General features: G+C 57.9%; 20 protein-coding genes. 13 read left to right on the top strand and 7 right to left on the bottom strand.

All coding sequences use genetic code 11. The features are described from left to right. The 5 genes from SA339_09420 to SA339_09400 all read left to right on the top strand — a co-directional run. The coding region (locus SA339_09420; GenBank protein MDW5563432.1) for a hypothetical protein at positions 1 to 185 on the top strand (185 nt) is incomplete at its 5' end. Positions 186 to 386: 201 nt separating this feature from the next. Next, a complete protein-coding gene (cls, locus tag SA339_09415; protein MDW5563431.1) occupies positions 387 to 1,829 on the top strand; it encodes a cardiolipin synthase in 1,443 nt (480 codons plus the stop codon). An 84-nt stretch (positions 1,830 to 1,913) separates the two neighbouring features. Next, complete coding sequence (locus SA339_09410; GenBank protein ID MDW5563430.1) at positions 1,914 to 2,312, top strand: CBS domain-containing protein; 399 nt, start codon at positions 1,914 to 1,916, stop codon at positions 2,310 to 2,312. A 247-nt stretch (positions 2,313 to 2,559) separates the two neighbouring features. Further along, positions 2,560 to 4,656, top strand: a complete 2,097-nt coding sequence (locus tag SA339_09405) for an acetate--CoA ligase family protein (protein MDW5563429.1) — start codon at positions 2,560 to 2,562, stop codon at positions 4,654 to 4,656. Then, entirely contained in the window at positions 4,656 to 5,657 is a 1,002-nt protein-coding gene (locus tag SA339_09400) for a DRTGG domain-containing protein (GenBank protein MDW5563428.1), read from the top strand. Before SA339_09405 ends, SA339_09400 begins: the two co-directional genes overlap by 1 nt. A gap of 93 nt (positions 5,658 to 5,750) precedes the next feature. Here SA339_09400 and SA339_09395 read toward each other — a convergent pair whose 3' ends face one another. Beyond that, the gene (locus tag SA339_09395; protein MDW5563427.1) at positions 5,751 to 6,230 is read right to left on the bottom strand and encodes a hypothetical protein; all 480 of its coding nucleotides are present in this window, start codon (positions 6,228 to 6,230) and stop codon (positions 5,751 to 5,753) included. A 131-nt stretch (positions 6,231 to 6,361) separates the two neighbouring features. Between SA339_09395 and SA339_09390 the strand changes: the two genes are divergently transcribed. Beyond that, positions 6,362 to 6,910, top strand: coding sequence for a flavodoxin family protein (locus SA339_09390; GenBank protein ID MDW5563426.1), 549 nt, complete (start codon positions 6,362 to 6,364; stop codon positions 6,908 to 6,910). 92 nt (positions 6,911 to 7,002) lie between these two features. Here the strand turns inward: SA339_09390 and SA339_09385 are convergent, their stop codons facing one another. After that, positions 7,003 to 7,335, bottom strand: coding sequence for a hypothetical protein (locus SA339_09385; protein MDW5563425.1), 333 nt, complete (start codon positions 7,333 to 7,335; stop codon positions 7,003 to 7,005). 530 nt (positions 7,336 to 7,865) lie between these two features. On the opposite strand from SA339_09385, the gene SA339_09380 reads away from it, so the two are divergent. Continuing rightward, on the top strand, positions 7,866 to 9,047 hold the full coding sequence (locus SA339_09380) for a hypothetical protein (GenBank protein ID MDW5563424.1): 1,182 nt from the start codon (positions 7,866 to 7,868) through the stop codon (positions 9,045 to 9,047). 26 nt (positions 9,048 to 9,073) lie between these two features. Here the strand turns inward: SA339_09380 and SA339_09375 are convergent, their stop codons facing one another. The 3 genes from SA339_09375 to SA339_09365 all read right to left on the bottom strand — a co-directional run bounded on the left by SA339_09375 (position 9,074) and on the right by SA339_09365 (position 10,317). Next, a complete protein-coding gene (locus SA339_09375; GenBank protein ID MDW5563423.1) occupies positions 9,074 to 9,604 on the bottom strand; it encodes an inorganic diphosphatase in 531 nt (176 codons plus the stop codon). A 149-nt stretch (positions 9,605 to 9,753) separates the two neighbouring features. After that, a complete protein-coding gene (locus tag SA339_09370; protein MDW5563422.1) occupies positions 9,754 to 9,924 on the bottom strand; it encodes a preprotein translocase subunit Sec61beta in 171 nt (56 codons plus the stop codon). Between the two features lie 51 nt (positions 9,925 to 9,975). Beyond that, positions 9,976 to 10,317: a hypothetical protein gene (locus SA339_09365; protein MDW5563421.1), complete on the bottom strand. Its 342-nt coding sequence runs from the start codon at positions 10,315 to 10,317 to the stop codon at positions 9,976 to 9,978. 146 nt (positions 10,318 to 10,463) lie between these two features. Here SA339_09365 and lysS point away from each other — a divergent pair, with 146 nt between their 5' ends. From lysS to SA339_09335, 6 genes are all read left to right on the top strand, one after another. Beyond that, positions 10,464 to 12,008 carry a lysine--tRNA ligase gene (lysS, locus tag SA339_09360; GenBank protein MDW5563420.1) on the top strand — a complete coding sequence of 515 codons (1,545 nt, stop codon included), beginning with the start codon at positions 10,464 to 10,466 and terminating at the stop codon, positions 12,006 to 12,008. A gap of 170 nt (positions 12,009 to 12,178) precedes the next feature. Further along, a complete protein-coding gene (locus tag SA339_09355; GenBank protein MDW5563419.1) occupies positions 12,179 to 12,418 on the top strand; it encodes a FeoA family protein in 240 nt (79 codons plus the stop codon). Next, positions 12,415 to 12,645 (top strand): FeoA family protein, encoded by a 231-nt coding sequence (locus SA339_09350; protein MDW5563418.1) that lies wholly within the window; start codon positions 12,415 to 12,417, stop codon positions 12,643 to 12,645. Before SA339_09355 ends, SA339_09350 begins: the two co-directional genes overlap by 4 nt. A 15-nt stretch (positions 12,646 to 12,660) precedes the next feature. Continuing rightward, complete coding sequence (gene feoB, locus SA339_09345; GenBank protein MDW5563417.1) at positions 12,661 to 14,637, top strand: ferrous iron transport protein B; 1,977 nt, start codon at positions 12,661 to 12,663, stop codon at positions 14,635 to 14,637. A 9-nt stretch (positions 14,638 to 14,646) separates the two neighbouring features. Beyond that, complete coding sequence (locus tag SA339_09340) at positions 14,647 to 15,105, top strand: hypothetical protein (protein MDW5563416.1); 459 nt, start codon at positions 14,647 to 14,649, stop codon at positions 15,103 to 15,105. Continuing rightward, a complete protein-coding gene (locus tag SA339_09335; GenBank protein ID MDW5563415.1) occupies positions 15,102 to 15,374 on the top strand; it encodes a hypothetical protein in 273 nt (90 codons plus the stop codon). The genes SA339_09340 and SA339_09335 overlap by 4 nt, the downstream gene beginning before the upstream one ends. An 80-nt stretch (positions 15,375 to 15,454) precedes the next feature. Here the strand turns inward: SA339_09335 and SA339_09330 are convergent, their stop codons facing one another. Next, the gene (locus tag SA339_09330; protein MDW5563414.1) at positions 15,455 to 16,555 is read right to left on the bottom strand and encodes a DNA topoisomerase IV subunit A; all 1,101 of its coding nucleotides are present in this window, start codon (positions 16,553 to 16,555) and stop codon (positions 15,455 to 15,457) included. Continuing rightward, positions 16,548 to 18,542 carry a DNA topoisomerase VI subunit B gene (locus SA339_09325; protein ID MDW5563413.1) on the bottom strand — a complete coding sequence of 665 codons (1,995 nt, stop codon included), beginning with the start codon at positions 18,540 to 18,542 and terminating at the stop codon, positions 16,548 to 16,550. Before SA339_09325 ends, SA339_09330 begins: the two co-directional genes overlap by 8 nt. Positions 18,543 to 18,602 lie beyond the last annotated feature (60 nt).

Raw genomic sequence — 18,602 nt, 5'->3', positions numbered from 1 at the left:
AGTTCGAGCCGCAGGGGGAGGACATGTGGAAGAACCCCATGGGCTTCGTGGTGCACTTTTTCTCCGAGGACCAGCTTAGGCAGTTGTCCAAGAGATATGAGCTTCAATGGATCAAGGAGTTCGAGGAACCTTCCCCTGCCTACGTCAAGAGGCTCTATGAGGTAGCGCTCCTGCGGCCGAGGTGAGCGGCATAATCACGCCGGGTAGGCACTCCGTCTCAGGCCATGGAGGGACCCTAGTCGCAAGCGTGGATAAGCGTCATTAATGCGCCATTGAGAAGGCCCGAGGTGTCGGGTGCGGCGCCCCTCCGCGTGCTGAGAACGCCAGCGATATGTACCGGGGGTTGGAATAAGTAGCCTGAGCACACCAGAGGAGCGCCGCCGGATATGGACTTGATCACTGTAATCTACATCGCGAACCTCCTTCTGGCCCTTGCTATTATCTTCCTGGAGCGGCGCAGTCCCAACAACGTGATCTTCTGGATAATGGCCTTGTTTCTCCTTCCCGGGGTTGGTTTTTTCCTCTACATAGTCTTCGGGCGGAGGCCCCATCGATGGAACCGGCGGGTCTTGAGGTTCGAGGAGAAGGAGCGGGGATATGCCCGCAGCTTGAGCGCGGCGGGCATCCCGGGCACCCTGGAGGAGGGGGCCGATCGGTCCAGAGGGCTTCTGAAGGAGCAGGAGCCGCTGGTCCGTCTGCTGCAGGACGGCGGGGCCATGCTTACCGGCGGAAACTCGGTGCGCCTGATTACCGAGGGGCCAGAGATGTACGACCTCCTGTTCGAGGACGTCCGGCGGGCGAAGGATCACATCCATCTCGAGTATTATGTGTTCCATGACGATGCCGTGGGGAACGAGCTGCTCTCCATTCTCATCGCCAAGGCCGAGGAGGGTGTTAAGGTCCGACTCCTCATTGATGATGTAGGAGCTAGACCTTCGCCGATGATGCTCATTGAGCTCAAGGCCAGAGGGGGACAGTACGCCAGGTTCTATCCTTCGCACATTCCGGGGCTGAGATGGCTCAACCTCAACATCAACTATCGAAACCACCGCAAGATAGCAGTCATAGATGGACAGATAGGATACATCGGCGGCTTCAATGTCGGAGAGGAGTACATCGGCAAGGACCCCGAACTGGGCCACTGGCGGGACACCCACATGCGGGTGGAAGGGCGCGGGGTCCAGTCCTTGCAGCGCAGGTTCCTGGTGGACTGGAGCTACTCCTCTGGAGAGGACAGCATCAGTAATCAGTCCTACTTTCCTCGAGGGGACAGCCCCGGGGAGGTGGCCATGCAGGTCGTGTCTAGCGGTCCGACGGAGCGGGCCGACCAGGTGAAGGAGGCGTATCTGAAGCTCATCGCTTCGGCACGTGTATCGATTCGCATACAAACGCCCTACTTCGTCCCGGACAGGAGCGTAATCGATATGCTGAGCATCGCCGCCCGGTCCGGTGTGGACGTCAGGATCATGGTCCCCCGCCGCAAGGACGTGCCCATGGTCCACTGGGTGAGCCAGTCGTATGTTGGTGAGATGCTCGTATCGGGAGTAAGGGCCTATTACTATGAGAACGGTTTCCTGCACGCGAAGACCATCATTGTCGACGGGGTCGTGACCAGCATCGGGAGCGCGAACTGGGATATCCGGGGTTTCAGTCTGAACTTCGAGACCAATGCCGTGATCTACAGCGACGAGGTGGGAAAGGAGCATGAGACGATCTTCCTCCGGGATATGGAGTCCTGCACCGAGCTAACCAAGGAAGCGTACGACCACCGGCCGTTGTCGGAACGGATCAAGGAGTCGGTGTTCCGCCTCGCCGCTCCCCTGCTGTGAACCCCTTAGTCGCGGGGCCTGCTCCCCCTCGACACCCTTGAGGAAATTATTTATTGAGCTGGACCTTCCGCCCGTCCGATAAAAATGGTCGAGCTCGTTAAAGATTACATGATCAAGAAGAAGGAGATAGTCGCTCCTGAGGATTCCGTCATCAGCGCCATCGAGCTGATGATCGAGAACGACATCGGCAGCGTCATCGTGGTGGACGAAAAGACAGGGGCGGTGCAGGGCATCTTTACCGAACGGGACATCTTGCGCCGCTTCATGACCAGCCGGTCCAAGTTCATCCACCTCAAGATCTCCGAGGTAATGACCAAGCCGGTACACACCGTTCAGCCCGATACCAAGCTGGCCGAAGCCGTCAAGATGATGAGAGCCCACGATGTCGCCCGCCTTCCGGTGGTGGACAAGGATGGCAAGCTTGTCGGCATCCTGTTCTGGAAGGATATCTTCGATAACTTCTGCTGCGACAAGATCCAGTGACCACGGCTGAACAGCCCTGGCCGCATGGACCGAACCCCCGGGCTACGGCCCGCTGGACATTTTCTTTCTTTTTCTAAAATAATAATCTCTATTATCGTACATTTGTCGTGATTTTAGAACACGGAAACAACTTTTACTACGATTGTCGATGGCGACCTATGTCAAACTAGGGGTTTTTTAGCCAACTTTTAAATTCGACCTCGAAAGTTACGGACAAAAATTTATCAACGATTCTTGGTTGATCCCAATGAAAGCCCTCTTCGAGCCAGAAAGCATAGCGGTGGTCGGCGCATCGAACGACGAACGGAAGATCGGTCACATTGTTTTCAACAACCTGATCCAGTCCAAGTTCAAGGGGAAGCTGTACCCCATCAACCCCAAGGCCGGGGAGATCCTGGGGTGTAAGGCCTATCCCTCACTGACCGCCATACCGGGGAAGGTAGAGCAGGTCATCATCTGTGTTCCCAGCACCCTGGTGCCCTCAGTGATGGAGGAGGCGGGCATCAAGGGTGCGGAGGCGGCCATTGTCATCACCGCAGGGTTCAAGGAGCTGGGCAAGGAGGGCGCGCTGCTCGAGCGCAAGGTCGGGGACATCGCCAAGAAGTACGGTATGCGCGTCCTGGGACCGAACTGCATGGGCATAATGAACACCCATCACAAGATGAATGCCACATTCACCAACATCCACCCTATGGCCGGGTCCATCGCCATCGCCTCCCAGTCCGGGGCGGTGTGCTCTTCAATGCTCGATTGGTCCACCAAGAGCAGGCTCGGTTTCTCCAAATTCATCAGCGTAGGCAACAAGGTCGACATTGATGAGGCCGATCTGCTCGCATATCTCAAGGATGATGAGCAGACAAAGGTCATCGGGATGTACATCGAGGGCGCCAACCGTGGCAAGGAGTTGATGAAAGAGGCGTTCAGCACCACTCAGGTGAAGCCCATCATCGTACTCAAGTCTGGGAGGACTAGCTCGGGTTCCAAGGCCGCATCCTCGCATACCGGGGCGCTATCGGGCAGTGACAAGGTCTACGATGCGGCGCTCGCTCAGTCGGGCGTGCTGCGGGTGAAGACCATTGACGAGCTGTTCGATCTCCTCCAGGTATTCTCCAACATGCCCATGCCTAAGGGCGATGGTCTCGCCATCGTGACCAATGCCGGCGGTCACGGAGTCATGGCCGCGGACGCTTGCTCCGATTACGGCCTCACGCTGGCATCCTTTGAGAAGAGCACCATCGACAAGTTGAAGTCGTACCTCCCCGAGGCGGCCAACGTCTACAATCCGGTGGATGTGCTGGGGGATGCGACCGCGGCCCGATACGAGTTCGCACTCAAGACGGTCATGGAGGACCCCAACGTGTCCTGCGTCGCCGTCCTCCTTGCTCCCCTGGACACTGTGGATATCAAGGCAGTGGCGGAGCACCTAGCGTCATTCTCCGGCAAAGTCTCCATGCCGGTGGTCGGTGCGTTCGTCGGAGGGAGCAAGACCAGCGTAGGCATAGAGATGATGCACGAGGCCAAGGTCCCCTGCTACGATTCCCCGGACAAGGCCATCCGAGCGCTGGGGGGAATGGTCCGCTACCGTAAGATGAGAGATGCGTCCATTGACACATCGCCCGTGGTGATCGAGGGCGACAAGCGGAGGGCTAAGGAAATCATCGATCTGGTGCGTCGTACCGGGCGAACCTCGCTGAGCGAGAGCGAGGGGAAGGAGATTTTACGTGCCTATGGCGTCGCCATCCCCATGGAGATAACTGCCAGGACCCCGGAGGAGGCGGCCCAGGCCGCTTCCAGGATCGGCTTCCCGGTGGTCATGAAGATCGATTCCCCGGACATCGCCCACAAATCCGACGTGGGCGGGGTGATGGTCGGGGTGAACTCGGAGGAGGCGGTACGGCAGAGCTACGAGCTCATGATGTCGAAGGTCCGCTCCCGTGTGCCCGGGGCCGCTCTCAACGGCATAACCATCTGCCAGATGGTCAAAGGGAAAGAAGTCCTGATGGGCATGACCAGGGACGAGCAGTTCGGGCCGGTCATCACCTTCGGGTTGGGAGGGGTGTTCGTGGAGATCATGAAGGACGTGTCACAGCGCATCGCCCCTCTGTCCAAGTATGACGTGGACTCCATGGTCAGGTCCATCCGCTCGTACCCCATCCTCACGGGGGCGAGGGGAGGCAAGGCCGCGGACATCGAAACGTTAAAGGACACAATCTTCCGCATCGCTCAGATCGCTCTCGATTTCCCGGAGATATCGGAACTGGAGGTCAATCCGGTAATGGTCGGGGATGAGGGGAAGGGCACATATGCTGTGGACGCCCTTGTGGTACTAAGGAGGGAGAACTAATGAGGACACTATTTCTAAGCTCGGTGCTTGAATACTCTGGTAAGAGCACGATCGCCCTTGGCCTGGCCAAGAACTTCTCGGGGAAGCTGGGATATTACAAGCCATTCCGCGAGGAGGTCCTGTGCATCAACCACCGGGTGGTGGACCGGGACGCTCACATGATGAAAGTGGCGCTGGGCCTCGAAGCCAGCGAGGAGATGCTCTCCCCCTTGAAGTACGACACCTTCAATCCCGTCAGCATTCAGAGCGTCATAGATGGGTTCGACAAGGTCAAGGACGAGGCTGAGTTCATGATGGTCGAAGGGCCGCAGCTCTTCAGCACGGGCGCCAGGCACCACATGGACGGTATGGCTATCGCCAAGGAGCTGAACGCCGAGGTCATCCTCATCTCCCCCGGTACGCCGGAGGCGATCGACATGATCACCGTGTATCAGCGGCTCATGGAAGCGAACGGCCAGAAGCTAAAGGGGGTCATCCTCAACATGTGCAACGACCCCGGAGTGGAAAGGCTGGTCAAGAACGGCGGGGTCGATGTCCTGGGCACCATCCCGGCTATGGAGGAGCTCAACTATCCCCACGTCAAGGAAATCGTGGAAGGCCTCAACGCCGAGGTCCTTGCCGGAGTGGAAGGTCTCAACCGTAGCGTGGAGAAGATCATGGTCGGCGGTATGACCGCCGAATCGGCAATGAAGGAAATGCGCCGGCTGAACCGCAAGGCTATGATCACCGGCGGTGACCGGTCGGACATGCTAATGGCCGCACTCAGCACCGACACCTCCTGCCTCATCCTGACCGGTGGACTGTATCCTGACAACCAGATCCTGGCCAAGGCCGAGGATATGCAGGTGCCGGTCCTCCTGGTCGGCCACGGTACGCAGGTCGCCGCAGACATGGTGGACAATCTGATCGCTCGCATAGACCCCTCGGACACCGCTAAGATCGACATGGTGGCTGAGATGGTCCGCCGGCACGTTGACCTGGAAAAGGTCTGGAAGGACTGAAACTCCACTAAACAAATTATTCATCGGCAGGGCGCATCATGGCGGTGCGCCCTGCGTTCGATGCACTTCTAAGCTCATCCGATCGATGGGCGCTCACTTTGCCAGCGCCTTGGCCACCTCTCTGCCCCACGCTTTGGCTTTCTCCAGCTCACCATCCATGAGCATGTACATCCGGTCCTTGCTCTCCACGTAGGCGACCAAGGCTGGCGAAACGAGCCTGAACCCCAGTCCGATAAGCTCTTTATCCATATGCTTGGTGGCATTGCCGCTCAGGCTCGATTTCATCTGGGTGTCGAACGATGTCGCCGACTTGCCGGAGAAGTCGGTGCCCTTGAGGCTGGCCAGGAAACCCTTCATCCGCTTCGATGGCCGCCATGCCATCGTCGGTGCCCCCACGATCAGGCAATCGAAGTCCTTGACGTTCATCTTGCCAGCATCCTCTACGAAGTACGCCTCCACCGAGGCCCCCGTCTCCCTCATCGCCACCGTCACCGCGTCGGCGACTTTGCCGGTCACCTTGGCCTCGGACACCGTATCGTATACTATGAGAACCTTCATCTTACCACTCACCATCCGGTGCTAGCATTATCGTGTTCTATAAATTAAAAGTATCACCCCCCGGTCCGAGGATGTGCCGAAGGCCCTCGCGGGCGGAACGGGCACGGTATTGAAGTATGGGAAACCGATTACCTGGCTCGATCGGAATGAAAGTCATCGGTATCGTAGGTAGTCCGCGCAAGAACGGGAACGTGGAGACGTTAGTACAAGAGGTCCTCAGCTCCGTCGCCGAGAAGGGCGGCCAGGTGGAGAAGTATAATCTCAATCAGATGGACTATAAGGGTTGCCAGGCCTGCATGTACTGCAAGACCCACCACCGATGCCAGCTCAATGATGACATGTCCCGGCTCATGGAGTCGATGAGGACCGCCGACGCGGTGGTCTTCGGTTCGCCCATATACTACTGGCAGTTCACCTCCCAGTTCCGTGCGTTCATCGACCGTATGTATGTGTTCCTTAATCCCGACTTCACGGTGACACTGCCCAAGGGGAAGAAGGCCGTCGTCATCACCAGCCAGGGCAACCCGGACCCCAGGCTGTTCGACACCGTATTCAAGGACTTTGACAAGCTCCTCACCACCTACGGCTTCGTCAAGGTGGGAGCGGTTAACATGGCCGCCGGGGGAAGTCCCAATGCGGTCTTGGAGCGTAAGGACCTGCTGAAGGAGGCACGGTCTTTGGGTCAATCCCTCTGATGCTTCCTATCGTCCGCTTCCTTTCCACGGGTAGCGGACGGTGAGGCCTCCAACTGTATCGATGTGGCTCAGCAACTGGATCTATACGGCACCTACAGCGGGCCGGTCAGGGTGGGAAGGAAGATCCCGACGATGGCGGTAATGATCCATATGAGGATGGCTACAAGCAGCGCTTTGAGCCAGCCTATGCCGTATAACCCCTTCAGGGCCAGCAGCCACACGATGCCTCCAAGAACCGCGGCCAGCAGCCCGTTGCCCAGTAGCCAGTAGGTGATAGTATAGATGACGGTACCGATAAGGGCGGCCAGCACCGCAGTCCCGATGCCCTCCTTCTCCCCCGTCAACTTGGCCACCAGGTAGATGATGATGGTGCTGATCACCAGTGCAATCAAGAAGCCAATTGCCGTGCTCAGAATATCGGCCATGATCAATAATCTCAACCCAGTCTATTTAAAGAAGGGGATGGCCGGTTCGGCCCGGATGACGAATGTCGAAGGCGCCGGCGGAGCGGGACTGGATGGGGCGTAGGAGCTGCTGGGAGCGGAGCTCACAGTGATGATGGCGTTCGAACACCTCGCTCGCCGCAGGACAAGTTGAAGATGTTTCGATCATCGTCCGAAGGATAACCGACCCCCGCTGCACGCAGAACCTTTTTGTTCATTACAGATTTTATAATTTAGGATACCATATATTTCAATATAAAAATCAATCTGGATAAGTATTATCATTTTCAATAGCAGTAAATTGTTTATATGGTCAGCACCAAAAAGCTACGTCGTCAGGGCAACAGGGGCCGATGGTCTTCGTACTAATGGGTAGGCCACGGCCAGGGGCAAGGAGAGACGAAGATCAGCAGGAGAACAAAACCATGATGAACGAACAACGCAGGATGGAAGTACAAAAAAAGTTAGATGATGAGGAACGGGTCCGTCGTATGAAGGAGGGAGGCGAGGATATGAGGGCCCAGATCGCCATGGAGCAGGCTGAGAGGTCCGGCGCATCTCAAACGTCCCCAAGATATGGGCAACAGGGGCAGATCAGGCCCGAGGACACCCAGGACGTAGAACGAAGAGTGGTCCCTGGGCTTAACCCCCAGCTCGAGCGGGGCAGTGGGGTGGGTAGGGAGCAGCCCTCTGATTGGGTGGAGAGGCAGACCGATTTCCCCGCTGGAACTGGCAGCCGATATCGTGACCCCAACGCCGAGCCGAGGGGACCCGCCTCGACCGGTGAGTCGTTCACCAGCGGGCCGAGCATGCAGGGCCCCCCATCCGAACAGAGGTACATGAGCAGGGAGGACATGAGGCGGACCGGGTCCGATGCCGTGGGCTATCCCGCTGGCAGGGGAAGCTATTATCCAGAATCGCCTGAATCGCCTGTCGAGCGCGCTTCTACCGGAGAATCCTTCACGTCCGGCCCGGATGTAGCAAGAGGGGCCGGGGAATCAAGGAAACCCTCCACCACCGACTATCCCGCCGGAACCGGGAGCGTGTATCGCGATCCCCGATACCAGGATACCGAGAGAGCGTCCACCGGCGAATACTTCACCGCTGGCCCAGATGTGGGCAGCAGGGAAGGGGGAGCAGAACGCAGAAGATCGGCCACCGACTATCCCGCCGGAACCGGGAGCGTGTATCGCGATCCCCGATACCAGGATACCGAGAGAGCGTCCACCGGCGAATACTTCACCAGTGGACCTGAGGCGACCGGCCGTGCTCCCTCGGGTGCACCTTCCGGTTACTATCCCTCGGCACCCTCGGGGCAGGCGCCCCGGGAGCAGGGCATGACTGCCGCGGCGGTCTCCAAAGCCAAGGGGATGACCCAGACGGTCACCGAAAAGGCTAAGTCGGTCGACACTGGCAAGGTGGCCTCGACCATGGGCGCGAAGGGAAGGGATGTCTCCCACATGGTCTCCGGAAAGGCCAAGGAGCTTGAGGAGAGCAGGGGGGCGGAGGATTTCGCCAACCGTGCCGGTGAAGTGATCGGCAGGGCCATACGCAAGACCGCCTCAGTTACTAAGGAACTAACCTCCGGCTTTAAGAAGGGGATGAGTTCGGAGCACAAAGAAAAGCCGCCGGAATACTCGGAGACGACGACCACGGAGACTCGCAGGGTCATCCGTCAGGAAGAGGAAAAGTAAAAGGGGGCCTCGCCCCCGTTTTTTTATTATTCGAAGTTGCGTTTGAACAGGTCCATCCCGGCTAGGATGCAATCCAGACCGGACTTCTTACCTTCCCATCCCAGAACCTCGGTGTTCTTCCCCTCCTCGAGGTGCTTATAGGTCCGGAAGAACTCCGCGATCTCCTCCAGGTAGTGGGTAGGGAGATTGTGCAGGTCATGATACTCGCGATTGCGGGGATCCCTGGTCGCGGCGCACAAGACCTTATCGTCGCCACCGTGCTCGTCACGCATGCGGAGCAGACCGATAGGTCTGGCTTCGACGATGCAACCGGTGAAAGTCGGTTCGGACATGATGACCATGGCGTCGATGGCATCCCCGTCCTCGTAGAACGTCCGGGGAACCATTCCGTACTCGAGAGGGAACACCACGCTGGAGTGCAAGACCCTGTCCAGCACGATCGCATCATAGTCCTTGGACACTTCATACTTGTTCTTGCTGCCCTTCGGGGTCTCCACTATCACATTGATGATATTGGGGGGGTCTCTCCCGACCGGCAGATCTTTCCACATGGTCATGTTACGTTCACTCGACCCCGGGACAATGCAACTCGCATTTAATAATTTCCAACGCGATTGCGGTGTCTGCGAGCGTCTCCGAGGTAGGGAATGCCACGGTAGGAAGCGACGTAGAACAGTTGCTCCCGGGCAGCTCCGGTCGGGTCGGATCAAACAGGCCAGATGACTTTGGCCAGGGACACGATGATGACGAGAGCTAGGATCCCGCCAACGATGTACCAAGGCTTCAATACCGGGCCCTTGTCGACCTCATTGTCAAAGTATCGGATGAGGCCTGCAGCGGATTGGAATCCCGTGTTCTTCTTGCTCTTTGGGGGCATATGCTCAAACCTTCAGAATCGCTCAATGTATTAAATATTTTGAGGTGTGGTTCAGACGGCCGCAGGGTGATAACCCAGGTTCTCGTCGTAGCCGAGGACGACAAGGCGGTCCGGACCCTTGACGCGCTTCAATTTTACCCTTTCCACCTCCACATCCTTGGTCGGCACGATGATCCCGAGCTTGATCCCCTGTCCTAGGACATCATAGTACTCATTGCACCTGCGGGGGTGCAGGATGGAGTTTTTGGACTCGATGAAGTCGGTCTCCAGTATCCGGTCATTCAATCTTACCGAGACGATCGCCCGATCTTCCAATAACTCCTGGGTGACCAAGGCTTCGGGGCGCTGCTCCTGCAGCTCCTTGGCCCTCAAGACCGCTACGGCCTTTATCATGTGTAGGGTCGACATAAATTTTTACTATTGTCTCAGGTTGCTTATCCTCTTTTCCTTAGTCCCATCGTTTCGTAAAAAGGAGGAGAGCGTGCAGCCCAACGGGATAGTTTAATTAGAGCGCTCTCTTTTCGCGATTGGTCGATATCATGCACTGGGCAGACGTTGAGGCCAACACTCTTCTGGAAAAGGGCGATATCCATCTGATCAACACTGGGATCACTCCATCGGGGACCCTGCACGTAGGGACCTTGAGGGAAGCGATCACTGCGGAGGCGGTGAGGAAGGCGGTCGCCAAGAAGGGAGCCAACGTCCGCATGATCTATCTCGTCGATTCCTGGGACCCCCTCCGTAAGAGGTATCCCTTCCTGCCGGAGAGCTTCGAGGCTGAGGTCGGACGACCGCTCGCCTACATCCCTTGCCCCTGCGGGGAGCACAAGAACTATGCCCAGCACTATATCCAGCCGTTCCTCGACTCAATCAAGGAGCTTGGCATCCACTGTGACGTGCTGTGGACGCATGAGCAGTACGAGCAGGGCAAGTTCGCCGAAGTCATCGACATGGCCATCACTAAGAAGGATCTCGTGGTCCAGATTCTCAAGGAGGTCTCCGGTCGGGATGTCCCCAAGGATTTTTACCCTTACACGCCGCGATGTGAGAAGTGCGGTCGGTTGACTCATGCCAAGGTGGAGGGGTACGAGTTCCCCTTCGTCTCCTACCGCTGTGCCTGCGGCCACTCTGGGAAGGCGGACATTCGCAAGGCCGACGGCAAGATGCCATGGCGGGTCGAGTGGGCCGCCAAGTGGAAAGTGTTCGGGGTGACCTGCGAACCGTTCGGAAAGGACCATGCGGCGGCCGGGGGCTCGTATGATACCGGGGTCCGGCTGGCGAAGGAGGTCTTCGGCATCGACCCACCGCACCCTATTCCTTATGAGTTCGTGCAGCTGAAGGGAAAGGGGCAGATGCATAAGTCCACCGGCTCGACGGTCACCGGTGTGGATGCGTTGCGCATCACCCCTGCCTCAGTCATGAACTATATTGTGCTCCGGGTGAACACCAACCGCCACATCGACTACGACGCGGGGTTGGGTATCTTGGACATGGTGGACGAATACGACCGGGTTGAGAACATGTACTACTGCGGTGGCTGCGAAGAGAGGGACAAAGACCTCCTGCGGGCTTACGAGCTGTCGCAGCCCGAGGGGCCACGATCCAAGCTGCCCCTGCAGGTGCCGTATCGTCACCTCGTGTCCCTGGTCCAGATCACCGACGGTTTCGAGGGCGTGCTCTCGGTCCTCCGCCGCATGGGCGCGGTGGACGATTCGGTATCGCCGGAGGACATGGGCATCCTGAAGCAACGGGTCGATTGCGTCCGCTACTGGCTCAGCTCCTTCGCCCCCGATGAGGTCAAGTTTGCGGTATGCCAGGCGATGCCCGATTGCCAGCTGACCGAGCAGGAGAAGACCTTCCTCCGCGACCTTCTGGTGGCGATGGAGAGCGTGGAGTGGAAGGGGGAATCCATCCACGACGCCATGTACGGCTGTGCCAAGGCTGCCGCCATCGGCGCCAGGGGTGGGTTCCAGACCCTGTACCGCATCTTCTGCGACCAGAAGCAGGGGCCCAGGCTCGGGTTCTTCCTTTCTACCCTCGACCGGGACTTCGTGCTCGGTCGCATCCGGGAAGCGGGTAACTGAAGCAGCCTGGCCGCTTCTTCATTTTTATTTTTCCAATCGCGCTATTTTTCTCGTCCCCCTCTGATCACATTCTTCGCGGAAAAAGATTTAGGCTAGGCTAAATTTAAATACCGAACTATAGTTTAGGAACTCCGAAAGAAAAATTTCGGTATTCCTAAAAAGGTGTATAAATGAACGAGATCACCCTGGACCGGCTGGAGCCCGGGAGCTCTGCCATCATTGTAAGAGTGGAATCGAAAGGAGCAGCACGGCGTAGGATCGCGGAGATGGGGCTCTGCCCCGGGGCAGAGATCGTCATGGTCCGCAGGGCCCCGCTCAACGATCCGGTAGAGTTCACCGTCCGAGGCTACTCCATATCCTTACGCAAAAGCGATGCTTCCGCCGTGGTCGTCTGGCCGAGGGAGGGATGAAGATATCCGCGGAGCTGTCCCTGGCAATGGTCGGGGAAGGAAGCGAGTGCATCGTAAGGGAGATTGCCGGGAATACCTGGGCCTCTACGCGGCTTAGGGAGATGGGATTCGTGGAGAGAGCCAAGATCAAAGTCCTCAAGACCGATGGCCGAGGCCTAATCGTATGGGTGAACGGAACTCGCTTGGCGCTGAGCATGGGGCTAGCGAGCAAGATCAAGCTGTACTAAGGTTAGGTGGGCAGCGTGAGAAAGGAAATCAACGTAGCCCTGATCGGGAACCCCAATGTGGGCAAGACCAGCCTGTTCAACGTGCTGACCGGTTCGCGGCAGCATGTCGGTAACTGGCCCGGGGTCACGATAGAGAAGAAGACCGGTACCCGATGGCATCAGGACCAGGTCCTGAACATAACCGATCTGCCCGGCACCTACAGCCTCGCGGCCCGCTCGCCGGACGAGGCCGTGGCTAACGATTTCATTGCCGCCGGCGGAGTCGACGTGGTGGTGCAGGTGGTCGACTCCACCAACCTGGAGCGCAACCTCTATCTCACCACTCAATTGCTGGACATGGGGCAGAGGCTGGTGCTCGCCCTCAACATGTCGGACATGGCCGATGCCCGTGGGGATAAGCTCGATGTGGACAAGTTATCGGACCTGTTGGGCGTACCAGCGGTTCGTGTATCGGCCACCGGGAAGAAAGGAATCAATGATCTCCTGAACGTCATCGTTAGAACATCCTCGGGGGGCAAGATCCCCCGCCCGCTAGTGGACCTGGGCCGGGAGGCCGAGGGGCTGGTTAGCGGGATCGAAAGTCTCTTGCTCCGGGAGCGTGGGAGCATGTACTCCATGAGATGGTCCAGTCTCAGGCTCATCGAAGGTCTCATTCGGCCGGAGGACCTGGTGAAGGGAGGAGAGGCCGTCAGGAGTATCAGCTCGATGCTCAAGACGGTGGACCAGGAAGAGATGGAGATGTCCTTCGTGGACCGTAGGTATGACAAGATCACCTCACTGCTCTCCGACGTCTACCACCGGGGAACGGAGAAGAGGTCCCTCTCGGATGCTATTGACCGGGTAGTCACCAACAAGTATCTCGGCATCCCCATTTTTCTCGCCTTGATGTGGGGCATCTTCCAGCTGACATTCGTGGTGGCCGCTCCCTTCGCCACGGCGATCGATTCCGGGTTTGCGTGGCTGTCCGAAGTTATGGCTCAGAACGTACAACCGGATTGGCTCGCTTCTCTGCTCGGGAGCGGCATCATCAGCGGTGTCGGTTTCGTGTTGGTCTTCGTGCCGAACATATTCATCATGTTCATTCTCCTATCGATATTGGAGGACACCGGATATCTGGCCAGGGCCGCGTTCATCATGGATCGGGTCATGTCCAAGATCGGCCTGCACGGAAAATCGTTCATACCTATGCTCCTGGGCTTGGGCTGCAACGTCCCAGCCATCATGGCCTCCCGTACCATAGAGGATCCCAAGAGCCGTCTGATTACCATCCTTTCAGCCCCTTACATCTCGTGCTCCGCAAGGCTGCCCGTGTATGTCCTGTTCGCAGGTATTTTCTTCCCCAGTAACGCGGGGACGGTAGTGTTCGGCATGTACCTGCTCGGCATCGGCGTCGCCGTGCTCTCGGCCCTGGTCTTCCGGCACACGATACTGAAAGGAGAGGGCACACCCTTCATAATGGAGCTGCCTCCCTACCGCCTTCCCCTGTGGAGGGGTACGGTGATCCACATGTGGGAGAAAGGCTCCATGTATCTGAAGAAGGCTGGAACGGTCATCCTCTTCGGCGCGATAATAGTGTGGGCGCTGGCAAGCCTGCCCTGGGGTGTGGAATACGGTACCGAGGCCAGTTACGCCGGAGCGATAGGCCATACCCTGGCCCCTTTATTCGCACCGCTGGGGTTCGATTGGAGGGTGGTCGTCGCCCTGGTATTTGGGTTCCTGGCCAAAGAAGTGGTCGTGGGCGCCCTAGGCGTGCTAAATGGGTCCGAAGAAGGCAAAGGGTTGGAGGAGAGCATCGACAACAGCATGGCCGCACCCACCGCGCTGGGCCTGATGTCCTTTGTGCTCATCTACACTCCCTGCCTGGCGACCCTGGGTGTGATGTGGAAGGAGACCGGTTCCTTGAAGTGGACAGCGTTCTCGGTGATCTACAGCCTTGTGGTCGCATACATCGTTGCCTTCATCGTCTTCAATCTGGGCAACCTGATGTGGTGAGGTGAAAATGTGAACGTGGACAATAAAAGGTCGATGTTATCTTTGACGATGGGTTCGGGGTTCCTGGCCCTGGGAGTTCTGGAATTAGCGGCCATCTTCGCACACGAGGGCTGGTTGACCTATGCTTCAGCCAACGGGAACGTGATGCTGGGATTGGCGCTCCTCCTGGTCGGTGCGACATTCTTTGCTGCCCTGAAGAGGTCCCGGAACGGAGCGGATGGAGATGCCTTCCTCATCGTTGGATGCATGCTGGGCCTTTTCATCGGCCTGGTGGCTTTATTGACTCTGATGGCGGACGCCTCGGAGGCCTTTCTGTTGGCCAATGAAGAATTCGTCGGCTGGGTGCCATGGGACGACTTCACCCCCGCCATACCCATGATGGTCCCCTGCCTGGCGGTGCTGTGGCACGAGCTCAAGGCGTTCGGGGCCGTAAAGCCCCGGTCACAGGTGACGGGGAGGAAGGAATGATAAGAGATACCCTGGAGCTGCTCCGTGTCGGCATCAACACCGTGACGGACATGGCTGATCAGTTGGCCGTGGGCGAAGAGGACGTCCGGCAGAGGTTGAGGCTCCTGGAGGACAAAGGCTTCATCCAAAGAATAATGGACGAGGGCGGTTGCGCCTCAGCTCAATGTCGCGGATGCCGATGTTCAGAGTGTAGGAACGCGTCGGAAGGTGTCCGGAGCATAACCTATATCATGACCGCGAAGGGAAGAAAGGCAGTGGAGAAGGGATGATGGGCCGGGCGGTCCCTGAGTAACCCGGCTTTTTTCCTCTCATTGTCGCTTCCCAGCGGTCAGACATGCCGCTCGGGGGATCACTTCTTCAGCAGGCCCAGCTCGTTAAGCTTGTCCGGCAGGTAGGTGTCGGTCACGTAGTCCAGGCCATACTTGGCCAGGGCTTGTTGCTCAGCTTTCCGGTTCAGCTTGAGCATGAGGTCGATCTCGCCCTTCCAGAAGTCGGTATTGAATCTAGGGTCCTTGAGTTCGGCATTGAGCGCCCTCACGTCCATGTCCGTCAGCTTGTCTGTAGGCAGCTCGTAGTTCTCGATGTCCGAGGCGGTGATACCAATGTACTCGGCGGTGGGGGTGGCGAGGTACTCTGACAGGTGCGCGGTCTTGATCGCGCCGTAGGCCACAGAGGCATAGATGCGGAAGGACCAGGGGTCACCATCGGTGAAGACGATCACCGGCAGGTGCATCTCCTCGTTGAGGCGCTTGATAAACCTCCGAGTGGAGCGGGCCGGCTGGCCTTTCAGATGCACTAATACGGCGTTGGAATCCTCGTCGAACCCGTTCTCCACCAGGCGGTCGAACATACCGCCGGTCTCGATGGCCACCACGAACTTCGCGGAGGTGTTCTTTAGCTCCAGCTTCTCCTTCTCCACATTGTAAGGTATCCCGTAGCCGGAGTCGCCGACGTCGTCCCGACAGTTCATCGCCTTCTTCTTGCCCTTGCGGTCCGTCTCTATGATATTGATGTCGCCGATGACCCTGGCCCCATCCTCCTCGGGGCGAAGCTTGAAATCCTCCCTGAGGCACTGAGTCACGATCTCGAGATCCTCCGCAAGAAGGTTCGACTCGTCCTGGGAATGGAACTTAGCCTTCCCCCAACCCTCAGAGATATAGTACGCTTCTCTGAGCGTCGAGGACTTGTTGGTCTCGATCATGTCCTGGATGAGCTCCAGCATGTACGAGGTGCGGAGTAACATCATGGCTCCCTTGACCTTCTTGGCCGAGCGGGCCCCCCTCAAGCTGCCGTACTTCCACACGTTGCTTCGGGTATCAAACTTGATGTTGGCTTTGGTCCTCAGGGGGAGGACCATCTTGGGTACCTGGCCCTTGTCCAGCTGATCGTAGATCGACTCGGATATGGAATAGAGCCGCTTTATGGCATCAGTGTTGCGTTGATTACTCATCATTGAGCTCCTCTCCCGACTCGTCGTAGTCCGGCTCCTCCTCCTCATCCTCTGCTTTCTCCGCTGCCGGGGCCTCATCCTCGGTGAAGTTGACGCCCTCCAGGTCCCAATCGCCGGGGAGGGGATCGGCACCCATGACATCCACAGGGTTGATGCCAGAGACGTATACCTCCGTCTCCGAAAAGGCATCCTGATCCAATCCCTGAAGCTCGAAGGTCAGCTCATACAAGGCGGTGGAGGCGATCTTGGGCAGCTCCCAGGTAATCTTCTCGTCCTCTTTGACCTCCAGGGGCTTGAGGTTGCACGAGGCGAGGTCCAGGGATCCCTTGGGCAGGACGGTGTGGACTTTGAACCTCTGCTGTTTCGGCGTGTAATTGTATACCTGCACCTTCACCCGGTGGCGCTTACTGGCATAACTGACCTCGTCATCGATCCATACCACGTTCATGATCTTAGTAAGGGTTCCCCGGAGGTCGGGTACTGGTTTGCCAACGATCTTAGAGGTCTTTTCGGCCATCAGCGGTATGATGACCTGGACGATCTCGAACTTGGACCGCGTCTTGGTCTTTCTCTCCTTCTTGTTGAGATGGGTCTTCAGGCTTCGGCCGCAGGCCTTGAGCGCCAGAGATATCTCTTCTTGGATGTTGGGCACGGAGGCGATGGCCTCCTTGGCCTCGGATGTGAACGGAATCTTGGTGGACGCGACGTGGACGAGGATGATGGCCGGCCCGAACGGAATTCCAGAGCCGCCCCGCTGCTCCAGCCCATACCTTCTCCAGTCGGTCCCCTCGATCGCTTTGGTCACCACGCATGCCCCCTGCTGATAGAGGAGCGGCACACGGTTGGCGAACCTCAGGATCTGCACCGGCTGGTCCGATGGGAGGTCGCCACCGTACACGATACCGACCTCGACCAGGAAGGGATTGCCAGTGTGGACCTTGGGCTCCCGGCTCACCGGAGGAGCGTAGAACTCCGGCTTAATGTCCATTAATACATGCTTCAGGCCCTTGCGGATGAGGTTCCCTCCGATCGGTGACAGGCAGTCAACCTGGGGCGCCATGATCTTGACCTTGCCGATCCCCTCCAACAGCTGTTTGGACGATTCGAGGGTAAGGTTGCTGGGCCGGGTGGTCTCGGGCAATCCGGCGGCAGCACAGATCTCCCGCGCCACACGCTCGGAGATGCGGTTGAAATCGTTCTGCAGGAACTTGATCAGGTTCTTCTCCTTGGTGGCCTTGATCATGTTCATCAGCGTCCCGAGCTCAATGCCGTCGGGATGAGGTTTGATCTCCTTGCACAGAGGGGGCATCTGGTCCGTGGCCCGCTCGAATGTGAAACGCTTGCCGTCGGGATCAATGAAGGTGATGGTGGCGTGGGGGTTGACGATCGCCGTCTGGCGGAGATACTCCAGCACCGACTGCTTGCCGGTGACGTACCGTCCATTCATGTAAAAATCCACCCTGGTGCCGTGTGGCTTGTCGTTCCAGGGTATGTAGTCCTCCCGCAGCAGGATGGGGGCGTTCTTCTTGGTGTCGATGATAATGTCGATCTCTTTGGCTGCCTCCGCTCCCTCCACCTTGGACCGTGCGGTGGCTGCCTTCCCGGTAGTGATCTGCCCATACATGATGGTGGCGGAGATCCCGATGCCCTGCTGACCCCTGGATTGCCGCACGGCGTGGAACCTAGAGCCGTACAGCAAACGGCCGAACACATTGGGCATGGATGTAGACACGATGCCCGGGCCGTTGTCTTCGACGCTGACACGGTACTCTTTCTGGTCGATCTTATCGATCTTGACCACTATGTCAGGAAGGATCTGCGCCTCCTCGCAGGCGTCGAGGGCGTTGTCCACGGCCTCCTTGACTCCCATGATGAGCGATTTGATCGGTGAATCGAAACCCAGGATCTGTCGATTCTTCTCGAAGAACTCGGAGACTGATATCTCCTTCTGGCTCTTGGCCAGTTTCTGAGCGGTAGTAGGAGGCATCCCAGAACCACAAAGGAAAGGGGTTTTAAAAGGTTTCACCGTGGGGTGATCGAAAGTGAG

Origin of the sequence: Methanomassiliicoccus sp. (assembly GCA_033485155.1) — an archaeon.
GTDB lineage: Archaea > Thermoplasmatota > Thermoplasmata > Methanomassiliicoccales > Methanomassiliicoccaceae > UBA6.
This window is presented reverse-complemented; position numbering and strand designations above follow the sequence as displayed.